The sequence below is a fragment of the Variovorax sp. RCC_210 genome (genome assembly GCF_041355175.1).
Lineage (GTDB): Bacteria > Pseudomonadota > Gammaproteobacteria > Burkholderiales > Burkholderiaceae_C > Variovorax.
Genome location: NZ_JBFUPJ010000018.1, coordinates 22632 through 45687 on the forward strand (window position 1 = coordinate 22632; position 23056 = coordinate 45687).

20 protein-coding genes are annotated in these 23056 nt (G+C 67.4%); 12 read left to right on the forward strand and 8 right to left on the reverse strand.

All coding sequences use genetic code 11. The features are described 5' to 3' along the window. Nucleotides 1-214: 214 nt before the first annotated feature. A complete protein-coding gene (locus AB6807_RS33910) occupies nucleotides 215-1117 on the forward strand; it encodes an RNA ligase family protein (RefSeq protein WP_371087996.1) in 903 nt (300 codons plus the stop codon). Next, nucleotides 1114-2253 carry an AAA family ATPase gene (locus AB6807_RS33915; protein WP_371087997.1) on the forward strand — a complete coding sequence of 380 codons (1140 nt, stop codon included), beginning with the start codon at nucleotides 1114-1116 and terminating at the stop codon, nucleotides 2251-2253. The genes AB6807_RS33910 and AB6807_RS33915 overlap by 4 nt, the downstream gene beginning before the upstream one ends. Nucleotides 2254-2350: 97 nt before the next feature. Here AB6807_RS33915 and ffh read toward each other — a convergent pair whose 3' ends face one another. Further along, entirely contained in the window at nucleotides 2351-3739 is a 1389-nt protein-coding gene (ffh, locus tag AB6807_RS33920; protein WP_286518009.1) for a signal recognition particle protein, read from the reverse strand. Between the two features lie 112 nt (nucleotides 3740-3851). Between ffh and AB6807_RS33925 the strand changes: the two genes are divergently transcribed. The 8 genes from AB6807_RS33925 (at nucleotide 3852) to AB6807_RS33960 (ending at nucleotide 14406) form a co-directional block, all read left to right on the forward strand. Continuing rightward, complete coding sequence (locus AB6807_RS33925) at nucleotides 3852-4664, forward strand: inner membrane protein YpjD (protein ID WP_286518008.1); 813 nt, start codon at nucleotides 3852-3854, stop codon at nucleotides 4662-4664. Then, nucleotides 4661-4927: a PP0621 family protein gene (locus AB6807_RS33930; RefSeq protein WP_116910530.1), complete on the forward strand. Its 267-nt coding sequence runs from the start codon at nucleotides 4661-4663 to the stop codon at nucleotides 4925-4927. Before AB6807_RS33925 ends, AB6807_RS33930 begins: the two co-directional genes overlap by 4 nt. Next, the gene (locus AB6807_RS33935; protein WP_116910531.1) at nucleotides 4924-6621 is read left to right on the forward strand and encodes a nitrogen regulation protein NR(II); all 1698 of its coding nucleotides are present in this window, start codon (nucleotides 4924-4926) and stop codon (nucleotides 6619-6621) included. The genes AB6807_RS33930 and AB6807_RS33935 overlap by 4 nt, the downstream gene beginning before the upstream one ends. A 4-nt stretch (nucleotides 6622-6625) precedes the next feature. Beyond that, complete coding sequence (locus AB6807_RS33940) at nucleotides 6626-8305, forward strand: sigma-54-dependent transcriptional regulator (protein ID WP_371087998.1); 1680 nt, start codon at nucleotides 6626-6628, stop codon at nucleotides 8303-8305. Beyond that, entirely contained in the window at nucleotides 8292-8915 is a 624-nt protein-coding gene (gene ampD / locus AB6807_RS33945) for a 1,6-anhydro-N-acetylmuramyl-L-alanine amidase AmpD (RefSeq protein ID WP_371087999.1), read from the forward strand. The genes AB6807_RS33940 and ampD overlap by 14 nt, the downstream gene beginning before the upstream one ends. Nucleotides 8916-9275: 360 nt before the next feature. Next, nucleotides 9276-12191: a ribonucleoside-diphosphate reductase subunit alpha gene (locus tag AB6807_RS33950; RefSeq protein WP_116910533.1), complete on the forward strand. Its 2916-nt coding sequence runs from the start codon at nucleotides 9276-9278 to the stop codon at nucleotides 12189-12191. Nucleotides 12192-12415: 224 nt separating this feature from the next. Further along, the gene (locus tag AB6807_RS33955; RefSeq protein WP_116910534.1) at nucleotides 12416-13648 is read left to right on the forward strand and encodes a ribonucleotide-diphosphate reductase subunit beta; all 1233 of its coding nucleotides are present in this window, start codon (nucleotides 12416-12418) and stop codon (nucleotides 13646-13648) included. A gap of 197 nt (nucleotides 13649-13845) precedes the next feature. Continuing rightward, nucleotides 13846-14406: a histone H1-like DNA-binding protein gene (locus tag AB6807_RS33960; RefSeq protein WP_116910535.1), complete on the forward strand. Its 561-nt coding sequence runs from the start codon at nucleotides 13846-13848 to the stop codon at nucleotides 14404-14406. A 126-nt stretch (nucleotides 14407-14532) separates the two neighbouring features. On the opposite strand, the gene AB6807_RS33965 is transcribed toward AB6807_RS33960, so the two are convergent. The 7 genes from AB6807_RS33965 to AB6807_RS33995 all read right to left on the reverse strand — a co-directional run bounded on the left by AB6807_RS33965 (nucleotide 14533) and on the right by AB6807_RS33995 (nucleotide 21008). Continuing rightward, nucleotides 14533-15435: a carbohydrate kinase family protein gene (locus tag AB6807_RS33965; protein ID WP_371088000.1), complete on the reverse strand. Its 903-nt coding sequence runs from the start codon at nucleotides 15433-15435 to the stop codon at nucleotides 14533-14535. Between the two features lie 64 nt (nucleotides 15436-15499). Next, nucleotides 15500-16945, reverse strand: a complete 1446-nt coding sequence (locus AB6807_RS33970) for a zinc-ribbon and DUF3426 domain-containing protein (RefSeq protein WP_371088001.1) — start codon at nucleotides 16943-16945, stop codon at nucleotides 15500-15502. Between the two features lie 111 nt (nucleotides 16946-17056). Beyond that, a complete protein-coding gene (prmA, locus tag AB6807_RS33975; RefSeq protein WP_371088002.1) occupies nucleotides 17057-17941 on the reverse strand; it encodes a 50S ribosomal protein L11 methyltransferase in 885 nt (294 codons plus the stop codon). Between the two features lie 15 nt (nucleotides 17942-17956). Beyond that, entirely contained in the window at nucleotides 17957-19306 is a 1350-nt protein-coding gene (gene accC / locus AB6807_RS33980) for an acetyl-CoA carboxylase biotin carboxylase subunit (RefSeq protein WP_116910539.1), read from the reverse strand. Nucleotides 19307-19308: 2 nt separating this feature from the next. Continuing rightward, on the reverse strand, nucleotides 19309-19764 hold the full coding sequence (accB, locus tag AB6807_RS33985) for an acetyl-CoA carboxylase biotin carboxyl carrier protein (RefSeq protein ID WP_371088003.1): 456 nt from the start codon (nucleotides 19762-19764) through the stop codon (nucleotides 19309-19311). A 101-nt stretch (nucleotides 19765-19865) separates the two neighbouring features. Further along, complete coding sequence (locus tag AB6807_RS33990) at nucleotides 19866-20411, reverse strand: TlpA family protein disulfide reductase (protein WP_371088004.1); 546 nt, start codon at nucleotides 20409-20411, stop codon at nucleotides 19866-19868. Then, a complete protein-coding gene (locus tag AB6807_RS33995) occupies nucleotides 20412-21008 on the reverse strand; it encodes a hypothetical protein (RefSeq protein WP_116910542.1) in 597 nt (198 codons plus the stop codon). Nucleotides 21009-21119: 111 nt separating this feature from the next. On the opposite strand from AB6807_RS33995, the gene mpl reads away from it, so the two are divergent. Then, nucleotides 21120-22532: a UDP-N-acetylmuramate:L-alanyl-gamma-D-glutamyl-meso-diaminopimelate ligase gene (gene mpl, locus AB6807_RS34000; RefSeq protein WP_371088005.1), complete on the forward strand. Its 1413-nt coding sequence runs from the start codon at nucleotides 21120-21122 to the stop codon at nucleotides 22530-22532. After that, complete coding sequence (locus tag AB6807_RS34005; protein ID WP_371088006.1) at nucleotides 22529-23038, forward strand: cupin domain-containing protein; 510 nt, start codon at nucleotides 22529-22531, stop codon at nucleotides 23036-23038. Before mpl ends, AB6807_RS34005 begins: the two co-directional genes overlap by 4 nt. The last annotated feature ends 18 nt before the right edge of the window (nucleotides 23039-23056 follow it).

The window sequence follows — 23056 nt, forward strand, 5'->3', positions numbered from 1 at the left end:
CAATTCGCCGTCATCACTTCCTGACGCCGACAACACCGCTTCATTGCTGGTCATGTCGGGCGCCTAGCTGCGTACCCCGCTGACCAGACACGGCCTCCCCGCACACGCATGGGGACACCCAGGCCGCAGAGGTCACACCCGATCTCGCTTCGCTATCTCCAGCTTCGCTCCCGCACGTTGTCGGTCTTTCCTGATTCGCATCCGGAGAACCAACGTGTCTACTTCTTCTCTTTCTCTTTCATCCATTCCGCTGCTCAAGTACCCCCGTACTGCGCACCTGGAAGGCTCGCGCCTGCAAGCGGGCGACACCGACGACGGCCAGGTGCCGCTCGCCGCGCTGCACGGCATGCAGGTGGTCGTCGAGGAAAAGCTCGACGGCGCCAACGCCGCCGTGTCCTTCACCTCGGCGGGCGAGCTGCTGCTGCAGTCGCGCGGCCACTACCTCGCGGGCGGTGCCGGCGAGCGCCAGTTCAATCTCTTCAAGCACTGGGCCGCGGCCCACGAAGGGGCGCTGCTGGTGCGGCTCGAAGACCGCTACGTGATGTACGGCGAGTGGTGCTTTGCCAAGCACAGCTGCTGGTACGACCGGCTGCCGGCGTTCTTCCTGGAGTTCGACATCTACGACCGCGTCGCGCAGTGCTTTCTCTCGACGCCGGCGCGGCACGCGCTGCTCGCGGGCGGGCCGGTGCTGTCGGTGCCGGTGCTGTACGACGGCCAGATGCCGCGGCAGGCGAAGGCGCTGCGCTCGCTGGTGCGGCCCTCGCTCGCGCGCAGTGCGGGCTGGAAGGCCGCGTTCGAGCAGGCCGTGGCGCACGAGGGCCAGCTGCTCGACCTGGTGCGGCAGCAGACCGACCTGTCGGACCTGGCCGAGGGCCTGTACCTCAAGACCGAATCGAACGGCCAGGTGACGGGCCGCTACAAGTGGGTGCGGCCGGACTTCGTGCAGACCATTCTCGACTCGGGCTCGCACCACAGCCGCCGGCCGGTGCTGCCCAACCAGCTGGCGCCGGGCGTGGACCTCTACGCACCCACGCCCACGACCACATGGCAAGACCTGGGGCTGCGCACGCTGCGCGAACCGGCGGAACCGACAACGAACGCAAGGAGGTCGCGATGAACTTCGCCGATCTGAAGGCGCTGGTGCCCGCGCCTGGAAAGGGCACCGACTGGCGGCAATGCTGCGCGCTGCTGCCGCAACTGCTGCGGCTGGAAGCAACGCCGCAAGACCCGTACTACCACGCCGAAGGCAACGTCGGCATCCACACGCGCATGGTGCTCGACGCGCTGCTGCAGGACGCGCACTACCAGCACGCCGACGCCGACGGCCGCTTCGTGCTGTTCATGGCCTGCCTGCTGCACGACATCGCCAAGCCCGACACCACGGTGATCGACCCGGCCAGCGGCCGCATCGGCCAACCCGGCCACTCGCGCCGCGGCGCGGTCGACGTGCGCGTGCTGATGTGGAAAGCGCGCGTGCCGTTCGCGCTGCGCGAAGCCGTGTGCCGGATCATCGCGGTGCACCAGCTGCCCTTCCATGCCTTTGCTTCGCGCAAGGGCGTGCGGCCGGAATGGCTGGCGCACAAGCTGTCGTGGGAGCTGAGCCTGCCGGACCTGTGCTGCGTGGCGCGCTGCGACATGCAGGGCCGCCACTATGAGAAGCGCGCCGACAGCCTGGCCGACATCGCGCTCTTCGAGCAACTCGCGCAGGAAGAAGGCTGCTGGAACGGCCCGCGCAAGATGGCCGATGCGCACACGCGCCTGGCCTACTTTCGCGGCGCCGACACCAGCCCCGACTACCCGCTGTTCCAGAACGCGGGCTCACGGGTCACGGTGATGTGCGGGCTGCCCGCCAGCGGCAAGAACCACTGGGTGGCGCAGCATCGCAAGGGCTGGCCGGTGGTGTCCTTCGACGATGCGCGCGCGGAGCTGGGGCTCAAGCACGGCGAGAATGACGGCATGGCCGCGCACCACGCGGTCGACCAGGCCAAGGCGCTGCTGCGCAGGCAGGAGCGTTTCGTGTGGAACGCCACGCACCTGAGCGAGCAGATGCGCGGCAAGACGCTCGACCTGCTGTGGAACTACCACGCGCAGACCGAGCTGGTGTACCTCGAGGTGCCGCACGCCGAGCTGATGCGGCGCAACCGCGAGCGCGACACCACGCTGTCGAACGCGGGCATCGAGCGCATGCTGCACCGCTGGGAACTGCCCGCGCCGGTGGAAGCGCACGACACGGTCTACGACGTGCAGAGCTGAAAGCAGGAGGGCCCGCCAGTGCGAACCGGCGGGCCCTCTTATATATATGCGTGTACCCGTGTGCGTGTGCGTGTGCGTGCGGTGACGCGGCGTTCGCTCAGAACGGCAGCTTGGGACCGCCGGGGCCGCCCATGCCACCCATGCCCTTCATGCCGCCCATCTTCTTCATCATCTTCATCAGGCCGCCGCCCTTCATCTTCTTCATCATTCCCTGCATCTGCTCGAACTCGTTGAGCAGGCGGTTCACTTCCTGGACCTGAACGCCGGCGCCGGCCGCGATGCGGCGCTTGCGCGTGGCCTTCAGCAGCTCGGGCTTGCGGCGCTCCAGCGGGGTCATGCTCTGGATGATGCCTTCCTTGCGGCGGATGTCGCGCTCGGCGCGGGTCATGTCGGCCTCGGTGGCCTTGGCGGCCATCTGCGTGGGCAGCTTGTCCATCAGGCTCGACAGGCCGCCCATCTGCTTCATCTGCTGCAGCTGGCCGAGAAAGTCGTTCAGGTCGAAGCCCGCGCCGCTCTTGACCTTGGCCGCGAGCTTCTGCGCCGCCGCCACGTCCACGCCGGCCGTGACCTGCTCCACCAGCGCCACGATGTCGCCCATGCCCAGGATGCGGCCCGCATGGCGCTCGGCGTCGAACACCTCCAGGCCGTCGATCTTCTCGCTGGTGCCGGCGAACTTGATGGGCACGCCCGTGACCTGGCGCACCGACAGCGCCGCGCCGCCGCGCGAGTCGCCGTCGGTCTTGGTCAGGATGATGCCGGTGAGCGGCAGCGCCTCCTTGAAGGCCTTGGCGGTGTTGATCGCGTCCTGGCCCTGCATGGCGTCGACCACGAACAGCGTTTCCACCGGGTCGAGCTCGGCGTGCAGCTGCTTGATCTCGGTCATGAGCACTTCGTCGATGGCCAGGCGGCCGGCCGTGTCGACCAGCAGCACGTCGAAGTAGTGGCGCTTGGCGTGGTCGAGCGCGGCGCGCGCGATGTCCAGCGGCTTCTGGTCGGGCGTGCTCGGGAACCACTCGGCGCCGGCCTGCTTCGTGACGGTCTTCAGCTGCTCGATGGCGGCGGGCCGGTACACGTCGCCCGACACGGTGAGCACCTTCTTCTTGCGCTTCTCGATCAGGTGCTTGGCCAGCTTGGCGGTGGTGGTGGTCTTGCCGGCGCCCTGCAGGCCGGCCATGAGGATCACCGCGGGCGGCTGGGCCGCGAGGTTGATGTCGGACACGCCCTCGCCCATGGTGGCGGCGAGCTCGCGGTTGACGATGCCCACCAGCGCCTGACCCGGCTTGAGCGAGCCCAGCACTTCCTGGCCGAGCGCCTTGTCCTTCACGCGGGCGACGAAGTCGCGCACCACTGGCAGCGCCACGTCGGCCTCGAGCAGCGCCATGCGCACTTCGCGCAGCATGTCCTGCACGTTGCTTTCGGTGATGCGGGCCTGGCCGCTCATCGTCTTGACGAGGCGGGAAAACTTTTCTGTGAGGGCGGTGGCCATGAGCGGGATGCCTTGCTGCCCGCTGCGGCGGGCCGGTGGAAGTCTTGGAGACGAGGGGAGAACTTGAAGTCGGGCGCGGGCAACGCAAGGGCGAGACGCTAAACTCCGGCCGATGATTTTAGCGATCCCCTCTCCACTCGGCGTGGCGCTGGGCATCGCCACCGCGATTGCCTATGGTTTTGCCGCCGCCGCGGGCGCAAGGCTGAGTCGCCAATCGACCCAGTGGGCCCTCGGGATCGCATGGTTGTTGCACGCCGCCGTGCTGGCCCATGGCCTCGTCGGCAGCGAGCCGCGCTTCGGTTTCGCCCCCGCCCTGTCGGTCACCGCGTGGCTGGTGCTCACTGTCTACGCGGTCGAAAGCCGCATGTATCCGCAGCTGAAGGTGCGCCGCGCGCTCGCCTGGCTGGGCGCGGCCGCGGTGCTGCTGGCCATCCTGTTTCCGGGCACGCCGCTGCATGTCACGGCCTCGCCGTGGCTGCCGCTGCACCTGGCCCTCGGCATTGCCTCTTACGGTCTGTTCGGCGCGGCGGTGGTGCATGCCTGGCTGATCACGCGGGCCGAAAAACAGATTCGCCTGGCCACCGCCGAGCCGCAGGGCGGCGTGCCGCTGCTGACGCTGGAGCGCCTCACCTTCCGCTTCGTCACCGCGGGCTTCGTGCTGCTGTCGGCCACGCTGCTGGCCGGCCTGCTGTTCAGCGAACAGCTCTACGGCGCGGCCGGCCGCGCCTGGAAGTGGGACCACAAGACCACCTTCTCGGTGCTCGCCTGGCTCACCTTCGCGGTGCTGCTGATCGGGCGGGTCCGCTTCGGCTGGCGCGGCCGCACGGCGCGGCGCGTGCTCTACGCCGGCTCGGCGTTGCTGCTGCTGGCCTATGTCGGTTCGCGCTTCGTGCTCGAAGTGGTGCTGGCCCGTCCTCCTGTATGAAATACCTCCTTGTTCTCGCGGTCCTGTGGATCGCGATCTGGCTCTGGCGCAAGAACCGGCGCGAAGAAATGCGCGACGCCCAGCGCGAACGCGCGGCCAAGGCCCAGCGCGCGCCCACGCAGGTCGGCCCGCCCAAGGCCATGGTGCGCTGCGCCCACTGCGGGCTGCACCTGCCGGCGACCGACGCCATCGCCGGGCCCGCGGGTTCGGGCGGCGCCGTCTACTGCAGCACCGCCCACCGCGACGCCGCCACGGCGCGATGAGCTCGCCCCCGCGGTCGCTGGCCGACCCCGTTACCGACTGGGACGTGCTCGACCTGGGCCCGGGCGAGAGCACCGCGCTCACGCGCCTGTGGCGCGGCTTCATGGGCGCGCGCTGCTTCGTCGCGCTGGTGCTGGTGCTGCTGCAGGGCGTGGCCTTCGCGCTCGGCCAGCCGATGCAGCCGGTGGCCATGGCCATCTCGGCGCTGTACGTGGTCGCCAGCTGGCTGGGCATGCGCTACACGCGCTTCCAGCCGCCGATTCGCGGCTTCACCGCGCTGTGGCTGCTGACCATCGGCATCGACCTGGGCACCTTCACCGCCTTGCAGCTGCTGCAGGGCGGCAGCGTCAACTACACGCCGCTGTTCGCGCTGCCGGTGCTCATGAGTGCGGTGCTCGGCACCATGACCGTCAGCCTGGGCACCGCCGCCAGCGTCACGCTGCTGCTGCTGGCCGACGCGGGCTGGCACTGGCTGCAGCAGCCGGTCGATTCCTCGGGCCGCTTCGTGCAGGCCGCGCTCACGGGCACCGGCCTGTTCGTGGTGGCGCTGCTTGCGCACGAGCTGGCCCGGCGGCTGGCGCGCGAGGAAGCCGTGGCGCAGCGCAGCCGCAGCAGCGCGCAGATGCAGGCGCAGGTGAACGACCTGGTGATCGAGACGCTGAGCGAAGGCGTGCTGGTGATCGACGCCGAAGGCCTGGTGCATGCGGCCAACCCGGCCGCCGACGCCGTGCTGGGCCACGGCCTGGCGCAACTGGCGCTGCCGTTTCCGCTGCATGCGCAGCCCGCGTGGCACGCACTGGCCGCGCTAGCGCGCCAGACCTTCGCGCGGCGCGAACCGCAGACCGAAGAGATCCCGGTGGCGCAGCAACGCGGCGCGGCGCGCGAGGTGCGCGTGCGCACGCGGCTCACGCCCACCAGCGAGCGGCGCGTGGACAGCCTGTGCGTGATGTTCCTGCAGGACCTGCGCGAGCTCGAGGCGCGCATCCGCACAGAGAAACTCGCCGCCATGGGCCGCATGTCGGCCGCGGTGGCGCATGAAATTCGCAACCCGCTGGCCGCCATCACGCAGGCCAGCGCGCTGCTCGCCGAAGACCTCACCGACCCCGCGCACCGCAAGCTCACGAGCATGGTGCAGCACAACGCGCAGCGGCTCGCACGCATCGTGGACGACGTGCTCGACGTTTCGCGCGCGCGCCAGCAGCGCGTGCTGTCGCTGGGCGAGCAGGTGGTGCTCGACCCCGCGGTGCAGGTGCTGGCCGAGGAGTGGATGCGCCAGACGCAGCGCAAGGGCGTGCACGTGGCGCTGGATGCGCCCGGCACCGACGTGCGCTTCGACGCCGAGCACCTGCGCCGGCTGATCGTCAACCTGATGGACAACGCCGCGCGCTATGCCAGCACGCGCGACGGCGCGATCCAGGTGCTGACCACGCTGCAACGCGCGGGCACGCCGCGCCCCAGCCTGATGGTGTGGAGCGACGGCGCACCGCTGGAACCCGCGGTGCAGCGCCACCTGTTCGAGCCCTTCTTCTCTTCCGAAAGCCGCTCCAGCGGACTGGGCCTGTTCCTGTGCCGCGAACTGTGCCGGCGACACGGCGCCACCATCGGTTACGAGCGCCGCGCGCTGGTGGCGGGCGGGCCCGAGGGCAATGAATTCTTCGTCAGCTTCGCCGTGAGCGAAAACCGGCTGACACAATAGCGCCGTGACCATCCCCACCCCTTCCACCCAGCGGCCGGCGCAGATCCTGGTCATCGACGACGAACCCGACCTGCGCACGCTGTACGAGCTGACGCTGCTGCGCGAAGGCTATCGCGTGGAGGCCGCGGGCAGCGTCTCGGAAGCCTGGCAGTACCTGGAGGCCGGCCGGTTCGACGCGGTGATCACCGACATGCGCCTGCCCGACGGCCAGGGCATGGAGATCATCCACCGCATACAGAAAGACCAGCGCAGCGAGCGCTGCGTGGTCATGACGGCCTACGGCTCCGCCGAGAACGCGGTGGAGGCGCTGAAGGCCGGTGCGTTCGACTATCTCACCAAGCCGGTCGACCTGAAGCAGTTTCGCGCGGTCGTCGCGTCCGCCGTGCAGGCGCGCCACGCGATGCCGGTGGCGGCCAAGTCCGCGCAGGCGGCGAGCGCCGGCGGGTCGTCCGTGCTCGGGGCTCTCACGCCGCTCGGGTCGCTCGGTGCTTCCGCTTCCGACATCGGCATTGCCGCGCTCGACCGCCTCGTGGGCGACTCGGAACCCATGCGCCTCGTGAAGTCGCGCATCGCGAAAGTGGCGCGCGGCATGGCGCCGGTGCTGGTGCGCGGCGAGTCGGGCACCGGCAAGGAACTGGTGGCGCGCGCCGTGCACGCCTGCAGCCAGCGCAGCGAAGGTCCGTTCGTCGCCGTGAACTGCGGCGCCATTCCCGAGAACCTGCTCGAGGCCGAATTCTTCGGCGCCAAGAAGGGCTCGTACACCGGCTCGGCGCAAGACCGCGACGGCTACTTCCAGGCCGCGCGTGGCGGCACGCTGTTTCTCGACGAGATCGGCGACCTGCCGCTGGCCATGCAGTCGAAGCTGCTGCGCGCGATCCAGGAGCGCAGCGTGCGCGCCATCGGCTCGACGCAGGAAGACGCGGTCGACGTGCGCATCGTGAGCGCGACCCACAAGGACCTGCACGCCGAAGTGCAGGCCGGGCGTTTCCGGCAAGACCTGTTCTATCGCCTCAACGTGATCGAGATCGCCGTGCCCGCGCTGCGCGAGCGCCGCGAAGACCTGCCCGCGCTGTGCGCCGCGCTGCTCGCGCGCATCGCGCAGGACGGCGGGCTGCCGGTGCCGCTGCTGTCGGGCGACCTGCTGCGCCGCCTGTCGCTGCACCCGCTGGACGGCAACGTGCGCGAGCTCGAGAACCTGCTGCACCGCGCGGTCGCGCTGAACGACGGCGACGAGCTGCACCTGGACCTGATGGGCGGCTTCACCGCCGCCGCCGAGGCCGCGGCGTCCGCGCCGGCGCCGCTGATGCCGGCGTTCGATGCGCCTTCGTCGGCGATGACCATGGCGCCTCTTGCACCTGCCGCACCGGCTGCCGCATCCGCATCCGCATCCGCCTCGGCCCTCGCTTCGACGGCAACGCTCGCATCGCCCAGGCCCGCCCCGCCGCCGCTGCCCTCCGACCTGCAGGCCTACCTCGACCAGCAGGAGCGCGAGATCCTCGTGCGCGCGCTGCACGAGAGCGGCTTCAACCGCACCGCGGCCGCCGCGCGGCTCGGCATGAGCCTGCGCCAGATTCGCTACCGCATCGCGCGCCTGGGCATCACCACGCCCAACGGCGACCCCACCGGCGACCCCCATGGCGATTCCAGTGGCGAAGATGGCGCGAGCAGCCATGCCGACGACTGACACGCCCGCTGCGGCCGAGGGTTCGCCCAGCGGCGACGGCCTCTGGCAAGCCGGCTGGTACCGCTTCGCGAAGGCGCTGCGCTCGCCCAACTTCGGGCCCCGCCCCGGCACCGCGCCCACCGACCTCGTCGTGCTGCACTCCATCAGCCTGCCGCCCGGCGAGTACGGCGGCGACGCGGTGCAGCAGCTGTTCACCAACCAGCTCGACTGGGATGCGCACCCCTACTTCCAGTCGATTCGCGGGCTGCAGGTGTCCTCGCATTTCTTCGTGCGGCGCAACGGCGAGCTCTGGCAGTTCGTGAGCTGCGACGACCGCGCCTGGCACGCGGGCGTGTCGTCGTGGCGCGGGCGCGGCAACTGCAACGACGACTCCATCGGCATCGAGCTCGAAGGCCTGGAGGGACAGCCGTTCGAGGCGCCCCAGTACGAGACGCTCGCGAGCCTGTGCGCCGCCGTGGCGCAGCACTATCCCATCGCGTACATCGCGGGCCACGAGCACATCGCGCCGGGCCGCAAGCAGGACCCCGGCGCCGGCTTCGACTGGCGCCTGTTGCGCGAACACCTCGGCTGGAATCCACAGATGTTTCCCGCGCAGCTGGCGCAGCGCTAATTTTTTCAATCGCACATCGGGCTGCGATTCGCTGCGGTTGACGCGAATCGCCACGCGAATTGCAAATGCCCGAGCCAGCAACCATGCGGGCTGCAAGCCCAAATCGCCTTGCAAGCCAAGCCCCATGCGGGTTGCGAGAACATAGGCCAGTGTTCACGCGGCATCTCTGGCGGTGTGCCCCGCCGAACAGATTTTTGTCGGTGTGTGTGTTTAAAGGAAAACACTACCGGTAGTGGCTTGTGGGTCATCCACACCCTAGATATAGTGTCCTCCGTCCGGTCATCAGCACCGGCGTGACGTCCGGCCCGGCCCGGCCCAGACGTCGCCATCCAACAAGAATTGCCAACCGAGAGGAAGCGAATGCAAACAGCCCTGACCCCCCAATCGACCCCGCGCGCCGTTCCCTCGACGCCGCCGCAGCAGCCTCGAGACACCGCTGGTTCGCCTGGCGGCCAGAACCTGGCGCACTACCAGATCATTCGCCGCAACGGCGCCGTGGTGCCCTTCGAGCCGAACAAGATTGCCATCGCGATGATGAAAGCCTTCCTGGCCGTGCACGGCACCCAGGGCGCGGCTTCGGCCAGCGTGCGCGAAACGGTCGACACGCTCACGCAAGGCGTGATCCGCGCCATGGTGCGTTCGCGTCCGGGCGGCGGCACCTTCCACATCGAAGACGTGCAGGACCAGGTCGAGCTCGGCCTGATGCGTGGCGGCCACCACGAGATTGCACGCGCCTACGTGCTGTACCGCGAGCGCCGCACGCAAGAGCGTTCCAAGCAGGGCGAGCATGAAATGCCGGCCGTGCAGACGCTGCATGTGCTGGACAACGGCGAGCGCGTCGAGCTCGACCTGAACCAGCTCAAGGGCCTGATCGAATCGGCCTGCGAAAACCTGGGCGACAGCATCACCGCCGCGCCGATCGTCGCCGAGACGATGCGCAACCTGTACGACGGCGTGCCGCTCGACGAGGTCTACAAGGCGTCCATCCTGGCGGCCCGCACGCTGATCGAGAAAGACCCCGACTACACCTTCGCCACCGCGCGCCTGCTGCTGCACACGATCTTCAAGGAAATCATCGGCCGCGAAGTGATGCCGGTCGAGCGTGCCACCGCCTACGCCGACTACTTCCCGCAGTTCATCAAGAAGGGCGTGGAGAACGACCTGCTCGACGAGAAGCTGCTGCAGTACGACCTGCCCCGCCTGGGCGCCGCCCTGAAGGCCGAGCGCGACAACCAGTTCGACTACCTCGGCCTGCAGACGCTGTACGACCGCTACTTCCTGCACGTGCGCAAGAGCCGCATCGAACTGCCGCAGGCTTTCTTCATGCGCGTGGCCATGGGCCTGTCGCTGAACGAGATCGACCGCGAAGCGCGCGCCATCGAGTTCTATGAAGTGCTGTCGTCGTTCGACTTCATGTCGAGCACGCCCACGCTGTTCAACGCCGGCACGCTGCGCTCGCAGCTCTCCAGCTGCTACCTGACCACCGTGCCCGACGACCTGGACGGCATCTACGAGTCGATCAAGGAAAACGCGCTGCTGTCGAAGTTCGCCGGCGGCTTGGGCAACGACTGGACCCGCGTGCGCGCGCTCGGTAGCCACATCAAGGGCACGAACGGCGAATCGCAGGGCGTGGTGCCGTTCCTGAAGGTGGTGAACGACACGGCCGTGGCCGTGAACCAGGGCGGCAAGCGCAAGGGCGCGGTCTGCACGTACCTGGAAACCTGGCACCTCGACATCGAGGAGTTCCTGGAGCTGCGCAAGAACACCGGCGACGACCGCCGCCGCACGCACGACATGAACACCGCCAACTGGATCCCCGACCTGTTCATGCGCCGCGTGATGGAAAAGGGCACCTGGACGCTGTTCTCGCCCTCCAACGTGCCTGACCTGCACGACCTGTTCGGCGCCGACTTCGAGAAGGCCTACGTCGCCTACGAAGAGAAGGCCGCCCGCGGCGAGATCAAGCCCGCGCGCACCCTGCAGGCCACCGACCTGTGGCGCAAGATGCTCACGATGCTGTTCGAGACCGGCCACCCCTGGATCACGTTCAAGGACGCCTGCAACGTGCGCTCGCCGCAGCAGCACGCCGGCGTGGTCCACTCGTCGAACCTGTGCACGGAAATCACGCTGAACACCAGCGACACAGAAACCGCCGTGTGCAACCTGGGTTCGGTGAACCTGCTGCAGCATCTGAAGGACGGCAAGGTCGACCAGGTCAAGCTGAAGAAGACGATCTCCACGGCGATGCGCATGCTCGACAACGTGATCGACATCAACTACTACGCCGTAAAGAAGGCGCGCGACTCCAACCTGCGCCACCGTCCGGTCGGCCTGGGCCTGATGGGTTTCCAGGACGCGCTGTACGAGCTGCGCATTCCGTACGCCTCGCAAGAAGCCGTGCAGTTCGCCGACGAGTCGATGGAAGCCATCTGCTACCACGCGTACTGGGCGTCCACCGACCTGGCGCGCGAACGCGGCAAGTACTCGAGCTACAAGGGCTCGCTGTGGGACAAGGGCATCCTGCCGATCGACTCGCTCGACCTGCTCGAAAAGGCACGCGGCGGCTACGTCGAAGTCGACCGCTCGGCCACCCTCGACTGGGACGCGCTGCGCTCCAAGATCAAGGCCGACGGCATGCGCAATTCGAACTGCGTGGCCATCGCTCCGACGGCGACCATCTCGAACATCATCGGCGTGGACGCATCGATCGAACCCTGCTTCGGCAACCTGTCGGTCAAGTCGAACCTGTCGGGCGAGTTCACGGTGATCAACCACTACCTGGTGCGCGACCTGAAGCGCCTGGGCCTGTGGGACGACGTGATGGTCATGGACCTGAAGCACTTCGACGGTTCGCTGCGCCCCATCGACCGCGTGCCGCAGGACGTGAAGTCGCTCTACGCGACCGCGTTCGAAGTGGAGACCACGTGGCTGGTGGAAGCTGCGGCGCGCCGCCAGAAGTGGATCGACCAGGCGCAGTCGCTGAACATCTACATGGCCGGCGCATCGGGCAAGAAGCTCGACGACACGTACAAGCTCGCATGGCTGCGCGGCCTGAAGACCACGTACTACCTGCGCACGCAGAGCGCGACGCACGCCGAGAAGTCGACGGTGCAGTCGGGCCGCTTGAACGCGGTGTCGTCGGGCAACGACGCACCCTCGGGCATGAGCGCACTCGAAGCCGCGGCTGCTGCCGCGCAGGCACAGATGAGCGCAATGCCCGCCACCGACATCGCGTTCTGCGGTGTGGACGATCCGACCTGCGAAGCCTGCCAGTGATGTGCAAGTGAAGCGTCGCGCAATGCATCGCAAAGATGCGCGCGACGCTTCGAGAAAACAGCGAGGTGCATGCGAAAGACGCGCGACGTTCACTCAATGGCGACATTGACTGACATCGCGCGATGCATGCGAGCAACATAACAACCACATAAATGGCGTGCGATGTGAACGAGCACTTTGCAACTCACATCGTTACTCCGATAATTTGAGCATTGGATTTTTCTATGTTGACCTGGGACGAAGAAGTCAAGCCCTCCTTACCAAAGGACATGCAACAAGGATTGCAGCACCACAACGCATCGACCCTCGGTTCGCCCGCAGGTCGTTCGGTGGATGCTTCGACTTCGTCGATTGCACAACCAGCTCGCACGTTCAACGCGCTCGATGACGGCGCCGCACCACTGCGATCCGTTGCTGCCGCCGCAGCTCCCGCTGCCGCCCAACGCGTCAAGGCTTCCGACAAGCGCATCATCAACGGCCAGACCGACGTCAACCAGCTGGTGCCGTTCAAGTACAAGTGGGCCTGGGAAAAATACCTCGCCACCTGCGCCAACCACTGGATGCCGCAAGAGGTGAACATGACGCGCGACATCGCGTTGTGGAAAGACCCGAACGGCCTGACCGAAGACGAACGCCGCATCGTCAAGCGCAACCTCGGCTTCTTCGTGACCGCTGACTCGCTGGCCGCCAACAACATCGTGCTGGGCACCTACCGCCACATCACGGCGCCCGAGTGCCGCCAGTTCCTGCTGCGCCAGGCGTTCGAGGAAGCGATCCATACGCACGCGTACCAGTACATCGTCGAGTCGCTCGGCCTGGACGAGAGCGAGATCTTCAACGCCTACAACGAAGTGCAGTCGATCCGCGAGAAGGACCAGTTCCTGCTCCCGTTCATCGACGCCATCAGCGACCCGCACTTCAAGACCGGCACGCACGAGACCGACCAGACGCTGCTCAAGTCGCTCATCGTGTTCGCCTGCCTGATGGAAGGCCTGTTCTTCTACGTCGGCTTCACGCAGATCCTCGCGCTGGGCCGCCAGAACAAGATGACCGGCGCCGCCGAGCAGTACCAGTACATCCTGCGCGACGAGTCGATGCACTGCAACTTCGGCATCGACCTGATCAACCAGCTCAAGCTCGAGAACCCCGGCCTCTGGACCGCGGAGTTCAAGGCCGAGATCAAGGACCTTTTCATGAAGGCCGTCGAGCTTGAATACAAGTACGCCGAAGACACGATGCCGCGTGGCGTTCTCGGCATGAACGCCTCCATGTTCAAGGGCTACCTGCGCTACATCGCCAATCGGCGTGCACAGCAGATCGGCCTCGAAACGCTCTTCCCGAACGAGGAAAACCCGTTCCCCTGGATGAGCGAAATGATTGACCTGAAGAAAGAACGCAACTTTTTCGAGACCCGCGTGATCGAGTACCAATCGGGTGGCGCGCTCTCCTGGGATTGAGATCTTTCGACAAGAATTAATGAATTCAAGAATTGCCCTTGCCACCGACTGCGCCAAAGAGCGCGGCATGGACGAGGGCTCAGGTGTTCATGGTGCTGGGGCTCAGATTCCAACGCCATGAATCACTTCACGCTACCCAACGTGCGTGGAGTGCTTCAATAGGTTGATTTTTTCAACTTGATCAAGGAGAAATAGAAATGGCAACTGCAAAGAAAGCGCCGGCCAAGAAGGTCGCTGCAAAGAAGGCTCCGGCAAAGAAGGTCGTGGCTGCTAAGAAGGCTCCGGCAAAGAAGGTAGCCGCCAAGAAGGCAGCTCCCGCCAAGAAGGTCGCTGCCAAGAAGGTAGCCGCCAAGAAGGCAGCGCCGGCGAAGAAGGTTGCGGCCAAGAAGGCAGCTCCTGCCAAGAAGGCCGCCGCCAAGAAGGCGCCTGCGAAGAAGGTAGCCGCCAAGAAGGCAGCACCGGCCAAGAAGGCCGCTGCGAAGAAGGCTCCGGCGAAGAAGGCCGCTGCCAAGAAGGCGCCTGCGAAGAAGGCTGCCGCCAAGAAGGCGCCTGCGAAAAAGGCCGCGGCCAAGAAAGCCGCGAAAAAGCCCGCTGCCGCCAAGCCTGCCGCTGCTGCCAAGAAGCCTGCTGCAAAGAAGGCTCCCAAGGCCAAGGCCGCCGCGCCCGCCAAGGCTGCTGCCGTAGCGCCCGCTCCCGCGGCGCAAACGACGCTGAATCCGCAGGCAGCCTGGCCGTTCCCCACGGCCAGCAAGCCCTGAGTTTTCTCAGCAGCCTTGAAAGCGCAAAAGCCCGGCACCTCACGGTGTCGGGCTTTTTTCATGGGGGTCCGTCGAGCGGGCGCCGCGTCAAGCGCAAGCCGGCGAACCGGCCCGATATGAAACCGATCAGAGCCCCAGCGCCTTGCGATCGATCTCGTAGTTCTGCGGCCCGCGTTGCGCGATCTTGATCGCGCCGACCTTGTTGCCCAACGCCGCGCACTGCGCGAGCGACCAACCCTTTTCCAGGCCGAACAGCAGCGCGCCGCGCCATGCGTCGCCGCAGCCCGTGGGCTCGACCACCTCGGTGGCCACCACGCCGGGCACATGCTCGCGCTCGCCGTTGACCCACACCTCGCAGCCCTCGGCCGCCAGCGTGACCACAAGGCCGCGCACGCGTTGCGAGATCTCGGCCAGGCTCCAGCCGGTGCGCTGCGAAAGCATCTTGCCTTCGTAGTCGTTCACCACCACCCAGCTCGCGAGCTCGACGAAGTGGCGCAGCGCCTCGCCGTCGAACATCGGCAGGCCCTGGCCCGGATCGAACACGAAGGGAATGTCGGCGGCGGCGAACTGCTCGGCGTGCTGCAGCATGGCCTCGCGGCCATCGGGCGCGACGATGCCGAGCTTGATGTCCTCGCGTGCGACCACCTTCGTGACGTGCGCCTGCTGCATCGCGCCGGGGTGGAAGGCGGTGATCTGGTTGTTGTCGACGTCGCTCATGATCATCGCCTGCGCGGTGTAGGTGTCGTCGAGCTGGCGCACGAACGCGGTGTCGATGCCCAGCGAGCGCATGCGCTCCACGTAAGGGGCGCCGTCGTTGCCCAGCGTGGCCATCGGCAGCGCGGTGCCACCGAGCGCGTTGAGGCTGTAGGCGATGTTGCCGGCGCAGCCGCCGAAGTCGCGCCGAAGCGTCGGCACCAGGAACGACACATTGAGGATGTGCAGCTGGTCCGGAAGGATCTGGTCGGCGAACCGGCCCTCGAAAGTCATGATGGTGTCGAACGCGAGGGAACCGCAAATCACTGCTGCCATGGTGTGCCGTTGGTTGGAGGTGGATGAATGAAGAACGAAGGCACGGCGCGCGCAGGCGCCGTGTTCAGGGATAGAAGGCTTCGACGCGGTAGCCCGCGATGGGCGGCAGTGCCGCGGCTTCCGAAGCCGAGAGGCTCAGCGGCAACGAGGCGGCGCGGTCCGCGCGCGCCTGCAGCACCGCCGGGGCGCCGTAGTCCGCCGGCGTGAGCACGCGGCGCACCACGGCGCGCTCCTGCGTGTCGAGCAGCGACAGCTCGACGGCCGGCATCGCGAGCGGCACGGCGGCACCGTTGCGCAGGGTGAAGCTCAGCCGGTAGTCGTTGGCACCGCTCTTCTCGCGCGCGAAGGCCGCGCCCTCGATCACGATGTCGCCGATCTGGCGCAGCGCAGCGAGCTCGCAGCCCGTGTACTGGCACAGCGCGGCCAGCGCGGGTCGCAGGTTGGGTTGCCGCGCGGCGATGCCGTCGCGCTCATGGCGCAGCACCTGCAGCACGAGCAACAGCACGGCCAGCACCGCGAGAACAATGAGCACCACGCGCACGCTCCTGCGCTGCCAGAAGCCGGGCGACGAGGGTTCCGCAATCTCTTCCTCATCGGCGAAGGGATGCCCCAGCGGCGGCTCGAAGGCGGCCGACAGCGAGTAGTCGGGCTCACTGGCGACCTGCACCACCGAGGCTTCGGCGGCCTTGGCGGCGGCGGCGCGCTCCTCGCGGGCCTTGGCGCCCGCGATCTTGGCCGACTTGGCGCGCGACCGGCGCAGCGCCTTCTGCATCTGCACCTGGTCGTGGTCTTTTTCTTCCTGCTCGCGCTCCCCTTCCCCGTCGTCGCTCGCGCGCTCGATGAGCGCGCGTGTCTTCAAGACGCGCGGTGTGAACGGCAGGGGCGGAGGCGGCGATGGCCGCGCTGCGGGGGGCGGCGACGCCAGGTTCAGGTCGATGTTCGGGAACGGAGGCAGCGTGCTCGGCGGCGGGCGCCAATCGGGTTCGGAAACATCGAGGTCGGACCAAGGCTCGTCGGCGGCGATGCCGTGGTCGGGCAAGGTGAGCGAGAAAGCGGGGAGCGCTTCGGGTGCCGCGGGCGCGGCGGCGTCGGCGTCGGCGGGCTCGGTGCGCTCGGGGGTTCGCGTTTCCAGCGGCGCATCGACCAGGGAGGGCTCTGGCTCTTCATCGAAGAAGTCCGCGTCCTCCGACTGCGGTTGGGGCAGCTCGGGTTCGGAAGGCGACGCAACTGGCGGTGACGATGGAAGCGGAGGTGGCGATGCAGCTTCAGGCGCCGAAGGTGGCTGCACCTGCACTTGCACCTTGGGCTCGGCGGCCGCGCCGACCAGCCCCGGCATGTAGCCGCCCTGCGTGGGCGGCGACGCGCCGTCGGGCGCTTCATGCAGGTCGAGCGTGGCGTCGAACACATGGCTGCATCGACCGCAGCGCACCCATCCGTCGGAGATGCGAAGCTGGTCGCGCACCACCTTGAAGGTGGTGGTGCAGGCGGGGCAGCGCGTGACGAGGCTCATGACCGGGCGATTGTAGGGTTGGGCCCCCGCCGTGTGAGGGGTGTGAGGGGCGCGAGAAGCACGCAAGGCGCGAAGCCTCGCCCATGGCCGCCCGCGCGCCTCCCCGGCAACTCAGCAGCGCGCGGTCATGAGAATCCAGCCGTCCTCGGTGTCGCTGACTTCGAGCGCGGCATAGGGTGCGTACGCTTCTTTCAACTCGTCGGCCTGGCGCTCGAGGATGCCGGCCAGCACCAGCGAACCGCCGGCCTTCACATGGCTGCGCAGCAGCGGTGCCAGCACCTTGAGCGGCGTGGCCAGGATGTTGGCCAGCACGGTGTCATACGTGCCCTTGGCAGCTTCGGGCAAGCCGGCCTTCAATTGCACGCCGTTGGCCTCGGCGTTGAGCACGGTCGAGGAGACCGCCGCTTCGTCGATGTCGACCGCGTCGATGTCGGCGGCGCCGAACTTGGCCGCGCCGATGGCCAGGATGCCGGAGCCGCAGCCGTAGTCGAGCACGCGCTGGTCGCCCAGCGTGCCCCGGGTTGCGATCCAGCGCAGGCACATGCGCGTGGTGGGATGCGTGCCCGTGCCGAAGGCCAGGCCCGGGTCGAGCCGGATCACCTGCACGGCCTGCTCGGGCGGTTCGTGCCACGTGGGCACGATCCAGAACTCGGGCGTGATCTCGACCGGCGCGAACTGCGACTGCGTGAGCCGCACCCAGTCCTGCTCGGGAACGGACGCGATGCCGAGCACCTCGCAGCCTTCGAAGAAGTCCTGCAGCGCGAGCACCGACGCGGCCTCCTTCGCGAGCGCCTCGTCGGCGAACAGCGCGATCACGCGCGAACGCTGCCAGCCGTCCTTGGGCGGCGGCATGCCGGGCTCGCCGAACAGCGCCTGCTCGGCGTCGGTCTGCGCGTCGGCGTCTTCCACCGACACGCTGAGCGCATCGAGGGCGTCGAGCGCATCGCTGAGCATTTCGACCCGGTCTTCCGGCGCCATCAAGCGGAGTTCAAACATCGCGGGCTTCCCGAATCAGCGCTTGTGCGCAGCCAGCCACTCTTCGAGATAGTGGATGTTGGTGCCGCCGGTCATGAACTTGCTGTCGACCATCAGCTCGCGGTGCAGCGGGATGTTGGTCTGGATGCCTTCGATCACGGTCTCGTTCAGCGCCGTGCGCATGCGGGCCATGGCCTGCTCGCGCGTGTCGCCGTAGACGATGATCTTGCCGATCATCGAGTCGTAGTTCGGCGGCACGAAGTAGTTGGTGTACGCATGCGAGTCGACGCGCACGCCAGGGCCGCCCGGCGGGTGCCACATGGTGATCCGGCCCGGCGACGGCGTGAACTTCCACGCGTCTTCGGCGTTGATGCGCACCTCGATGGCGTGGCCGTGCATCTGGATCTGGCGCTGCGTGAACGGCAGTTTCTCGCCGGCCGCGACCATGATCTGCGTCTTGACGATGTCGATGCCCGTGGTGAACTCCGTCACCGGGTGCTCCACCTGCACGCGCGTGTTCATCTCGATGAAGTAGAACTCGCCGTTCTCATACAGGAACTCGAAGGTGCCGGCGCCGCGGTAGCCGATCTTCTTGCAGGCAGCGGCGCAACGCTCGCCGATCTTCTCGATCAGCTTGCGCGGAATGCCGGGGGCCGGCGATTCCTCGATCACCTTCTGGTGGCGGCGCTGCATGGAGCAGTCGCGCTCGCCCAGGTACACGGCGTTCTTGTGCTTGTCCGCGAGGATCTGGATCTCGATGTGGCGCGGGTTCTGGAGGTACTTCTCCATGTACACGGCCGGATTGCTGAAGGCCGCGCCGGCCTCCGCCTTGGTCATCTGGATCGCGTTGACCAGCGCCGCCTCGGTGTGCACCACGCGCATGCCGCGGCCACCGCCGCCACCTGCCGCCTTGATGATGACCGGGTAGCCGATGGCGCGGGCAATGCGCTTGTTGGTGGCGGCGTCGTCCGAGAGCTCACCCTCGGAGCCGGGCACGCAAGGCACGCCGGCCTTGATCATGGCCTGCTTGGCCGACACCTTGTCGCCCATCGTGCGGATGTTGTCGGGCGTCGGGCCGATGAACTGGAAACCGCTCTGCTCCACGCGTTCGGCGAAGTTCGCGTTCTCGCTGAGGAAACCGTAGCCGGGGTGGATGGCTTCGGCGTCCGTCACCTCGGCGGCGGAAATGATCGCCGGCATGTTGAGGTAGCTCAGCGCCGAAGGGGCCGGGCCGATGCAGACGGCCTCTTCGGCCAGCTTGATGTACTTGGCGTCGCGGTCGGCCTCGGAATACACCATCACGGCCTTGATGCCGAGCTCGCTGCAGGCGCGCTGGATCCGGAGGGCAATTTCCCCCCGGTTTGCAACCAGGATCTTCTTGAACATGGTCACTCGATGATGAACAGCGGCTGTCCGTATTCGACCGCCTGGCCGTTTTCGCCGAGGATCTGGGTGACGGTGCCCGACTTGTCGGCTTCGATTTCGTTGAGGATCTTCATCGCCTCGATGATGCAGAGCGTGTCGCCCTCGTTCACCTTGCTGCCGATTTCGACGAACGCGGCGGCGCCGGGGCTGGACGAGCGGTAGAAGGTGCCGACCATCGGCGATTTCACGGCATGGCCGGTCGGCGCGGCTTCGGCGACCGGCGCGGCGGGCGCTGCGGCGGCACCAGGGACAGCGGCGGGTGCGGCTGCCTGGGGTGCCAGGGTTTGAACGTACTGCACGGGGGCGGCACCGCCACCCTTGACGATGCGGACCTTGCCTTCGGTCTCGGTGATTTCCAGTTCGGAAATATTCGATTCGGACACCAAATCGATCAGTGTCTTGAGTTTGCGCAGATCCATGGGACTCCAGTGCCGGCTTAGCCGGTCTTCAGGACATAACTTGTTCGAAAATCGTTGATTTTCGGCGTTTGGCGTTCAACGCCAGCGGAAGGGGGCCGATTCTAACCATGAACAAGTTCACGCCGCCAAGTGTCCAGGTCGGCCGGTTCGAGCTTGCCCATTTTACGAGCCGCCACGGAACCGCTGCCATTCAGGACCAGCGTGAAGGGCAATCCACCCCCGGTATTGCCCAGGTTCTTGACCAGTTCCGTCCCTTGCAACCCGGCCAGGCCGGTCGGGTAGGTGACAGGTGTGCGCTGCAGGAACTTGCGCACGGCGCTGGGCTGATCGATGGCCAATCCGACTACTTGCCAGCCGTTGCCACTATGTTCGCGAAAAAAGGCGTCGATCATCGGCATTTCTTCGACGCACGGGGGGCACCATGTAGCCCAGAAGTTGAGGAGCAGCGGCTTGCCTCGCAGGCTCGACAGAACCAGGTCACCGCCCTCCGGCCGTTCGAAGCTCTGGGCCCAGAAGGCCGCATCGAGCACCTCGCCGCCTGCGCCGCTACCGCGCTCCTTCCACCACGCGCCTCCCAGGCCGGCGGCCGCGGCCGCAGCCGCCACGCCGGCATAGAGCATGCCGCGACGGGTAGGCGAAGAAGTCATTCACTTGTCCTTTTCTCGTTCAATCAGTCTGCGCAGCGCGTTCAGGTCGCCTCGCGGCGTACGCCCTTGCGCATCGGGCTTCAGCGCGCCACGCAGGTCGTCGAGGTCGTACACCAACAGATGCACGCCGATTTCCTCGCCCAGCGCGCGGCTCGGCGCATGCACGCTCAAGGCCTCGACCTGCTCGCCGTGGAACCCGGAAACCATGCGCGGTTCGTAGTCCACATGGTGGTCGATCAGCGCGATTTCGGCCGATTTCGAATCATCGCAGAACAATTGAATATAAATGTCTGACAAACGGGTGGCCGTACCGTGCCACACGGCCCCGCCCACGTAGGGGCGAAAGACCGCCATGCGCTCCATCCATTCGAGCGCGAGCATGCGCAATGCGTGCAGCTCCTTCGGCTGGGTGTCCGCGCAGAAGAGCGCGATGTATTCGCGCACCTCGGCCTCCACTTCGTCGTTGTTCGGCAGCGCGGTGCGCGCCGACAGCCCCAGGTCGCGCAGTGCCCGGCGCTTGGCCGGGCCGTATTCCAGTCCCTCCTCGACAACGAGGCGGGCTGCAGAGGCGGCAATTTCACGCTTGGACGTGTCCATCGCGGCATTTTGCCCGCGGAAGGCGTCCCTCACACCAACATCAGTACGGCATGCAGGACAAACCCGGCGCGCTCATTCGGGACGCACAAGTCGCTTCCCTAGAATCGACCGATGCACATTCATATTCTGGGTATCTGCGGCACGTTCATGGGTGGCGTGGCCGCCTTGGCGCGCGAGGCAGGCCACCGGGTCACGGGCTGCGACGCCGGCGTGTACCCGCCCATGAGCGACCAGCTGCGCGCCCTCGGCATCGAGCTGATCGAAGGCTTCGGCGCCGACCAGCTCTCGCTTTCTCCGGACATGTTCGTGGTCGGCAACGTGGTGTCGCGAGCCCGGCTGGCCGACGGCAGCCCCAAGTTTCCGCTGATGGAAGCCATCCTCGACGCCGGCAAGCCCTACACCAGCGGCCCGCAATGGCTGGCCGAGCACGTGCTGCTGGGCCGCCATGTGCTGGCCGTGGCCGGCACGCACGGCAAGACCACGACCACTTCGATGCTGGCCTGGGTGCTGGAAAAAGGCGGCAAGGCGCCCGGCTTCCTGGTGGGCGGCGTGCCGCTGGACTTCGGCGTGTCGGCCCGGCTCGGCGGCGGCCCGGCGTTCGTGATCGAGGCCGACGAGTACGACACGGCCTTCTTCGACAAGCGCAGCAAGTTCGTTCACTACAGGCCCCGCACCGCGATATTGAACAACCTGGAGTTCGATCACGCGGACATCTTCGACGATCTTGCCGCCATCGAGCGCCAGTTCCATCACCTGGTGCGCACCGTGCCAAGCACCGGGCGGCTGGTGGTGAACGCGACCGAAGACAGCCTGCAGCGCGTCCTGGCGCAAGGCTGCTGGAGCGAACTGGCGCGCTTCGGCGACGGCGGTGCGAACACGGAATGGCAGGCGCGCGGCTCGCACGACGCCTTCGACGTGCTCCGGCGCGGCGAAATCGCGGGCCGTGTCGATTGGGAACTCTCGGGCCTGCACAACCAGATGAACGCGCTCGCGGCCATTGCTGCGGCCGACCATGTGGGCGTGGCGCCGGCCGAAGCGGCGCGCGCACTGGGCAGCTTCCGCAATGTGCGCCGACGCATGGAACTGCGCGGCACAGTCGAGCGCGCGGGCGGCGCCATCACGGTGTACGACGACTTCGCCCACCACCCGACGGCCATCCGCACCACGCTCGACGGCCTGCGCAGCAAGCTGGACGCGGCAGGCAAGCAAAGTGAGCGCATCCTCGCGGCCTTCGAGCCGCGCAGCAACACGATGAAGCTGGGCGTCATGGCGGCACAACTGCCCTGGAGCCTGGAAGCGGCCGACCTGTCGTTCTGCCACACGGCCGGGCTCGATTGGGATGCCGCCGCGGCGCTCGCGCCGATGGGCGAACGCGCGCAGGTGGCGAGCGCCATCGAGCCGCTTCTGGCGCAGATCGTCGCGGCCGCCCGGCCCGGCGACCACATCGTCTGCATGAGCAACGGCGGCTTCGGCGGCGTGCACGACAAACTGCTTGCGGCGCTGCGCGGCCCGGCGGCATCATGAGCCGCATGCGCGCACGCGAACTGATCGACACCCTGAAGCTGCAGCCCCACCCCGAAGGCGGCTGGTACAGCGAGGTGTTCCGCTCGGCCGCGAGCGTCACGCCGGGCGACGGCCGCTCGCAGCGCAGCGCGCTGACCAGCATCTACTTCCTGCTCGAGGCGGGCCAGCATTCGCGCTGGCACCGGGTGCTGTCGGACGAAGTCTGGGTTCACCTGGAAGGCGTGCCGCTGGCCCTGTGGACCTGCGACGCCGCCATGCGCACCGCGCCGGCCCATGTGCGCCTGGGCCCGGTCGATGTCCACGGCACCCGCCCCCAGCATGTGGTGCCCGCCGGCCAGTGGCAGGCGGCCGAACCCATACAGGGCCACACCTCCGGCGACTACACGCTGGTCGCGTGCATGGTCGGGCCGGGCTTCGACTTCGCGGATTTCTCGATGGTGCCGCCCGGCAGCGACGAGGCTGCGTCGATGCGGCACCACTGGCCCGACCTGGCGCGCATGCTCTAGATAAGAGCAGCCTAAGAG

Bases quoted from the DNA above. Each gene is read 5' to 3' on its own strand.
- AB6807_RS33935 (WP_116910531.1), top strand. From the start codon at position 4,924: ATGAGCTCGCCCCCGCGGTCGCTGGCCGACCCCGTTACCGACTGGGAC.
- AB6807_RS33990 (WP_371088004.1), bottom strand. From the start codon at position 20,411: ATGACTTCTTCGCCTACCCGTCGCGGCATGCTCTATGCCGGCGTGGCG.
- prmA (WP_371088002.1), bottom strand. From the start codon at position 17,941: ATGTTTGAACTCCGCTTGATGGCGCCGGAAGACCGGGTCGAAATGCTC.
- accC (WP_116910539.1), bottom strand. From the start codon at position 19,306: ATGTTCAAGAAGATCCTGGTTGCAAACCGGGGGGAAATTGCCCTCCGG.
- AB6807_RS33955 (WP_116910534.1), top strand. From the start codon at position 12,416: ATGTTGACCTGGGACGAAGAAGTCAAGCCCTCCTTACCAAAGGACATG.
- AB6807_RS33950 (WP_116910533.1), top strand. From the start codon at position 9,276: ATGCAAACAGCCCTGACCCCCCAATCGACCCCGCGCGCCGTTCCCTCG.
- AB6807_RS33930 (WP_116910530.1), top strand. From the start codon at position 4,661: ATGAAATACCTCCTTGTTCTCGCGGTCCTGTGGATCGCGATCTGGCTC.
- AB6807_RS33960 (WP_116910535.1), top strand. From the start codon at position 13,846: ATGGCAACTGCAAAGAAAGCGCCGGCCAAGAAGGTCGCTGCAAAGAAG.
- AB6807_RS33995 (WP_116910542.1), bottom strand. From the start codon at position 21,008: ATGGACACGTCCAAGCGTGAAATTGCCGCCTCTGCAGCCCGCCTCGTT.
- AB6807_RS33915 (WP_371087997.1), top strand. From the start codon at position 1,114: ATGAACTTCGCCGATCTGAAGGCGCTGGTGCCCGCGCCTGGAAAGGGC.
- AB6807_RS33925 (WP_286518008.1), top strand. From the start codon at position 3,852: ATGATTTTAGCGATCCCCTCTCCACTCGGCGTGGCGCTGGGCATCGCC.
- accB (WP_371088003.1), bottom strand. From the start codon at position 19,764: ATGGATCTGCGCAAACTCAAGACACTGATCGATTTGGTGTCCGAATCG.
- ampD (WP_371087999.1), top strand. From the start codon at position 8,292: ATGCCGACGACTGACACGCCCGCTGCGGCCGAGGGTTCGCCCAGCGGC.
- mpl (WP_371088005.1), top strand. From the start codon at position 21,120: ATGCACATTCATATTCTGGGTATCTGCGGCACGTTCATGGGTGGCGTG.
- AB6807_RS33965 (WP_371088000.1), bottom strand. From the start codon at position 15,435: ATGGCAGCAGTGATTTGCGGTTCCCTCGCGTTCGACACCATCATGACT.
- AB6807_RS34005 (WP_371088006.1), top strand. From the start codon at position 22,529: ATGAGCCGCATGCGCGCACGCGAACTGATCGACACCCTGAAGCTGCAG.
- ffh (WP_286518009.1), bottom strand. From the start codon at position 3,739: ATGGCCACCGCCCTCACAGAAAAGTTTTCCCGCCTCGTCAAGACGATG.
- AB6807_RS33970 (WP_371088001.1), bottom strand. From the start codon at position 16,945: ATGAGCCTCGTCACGCGCTGCCCCGCCTGCACCACCACCTTCAAGGTG.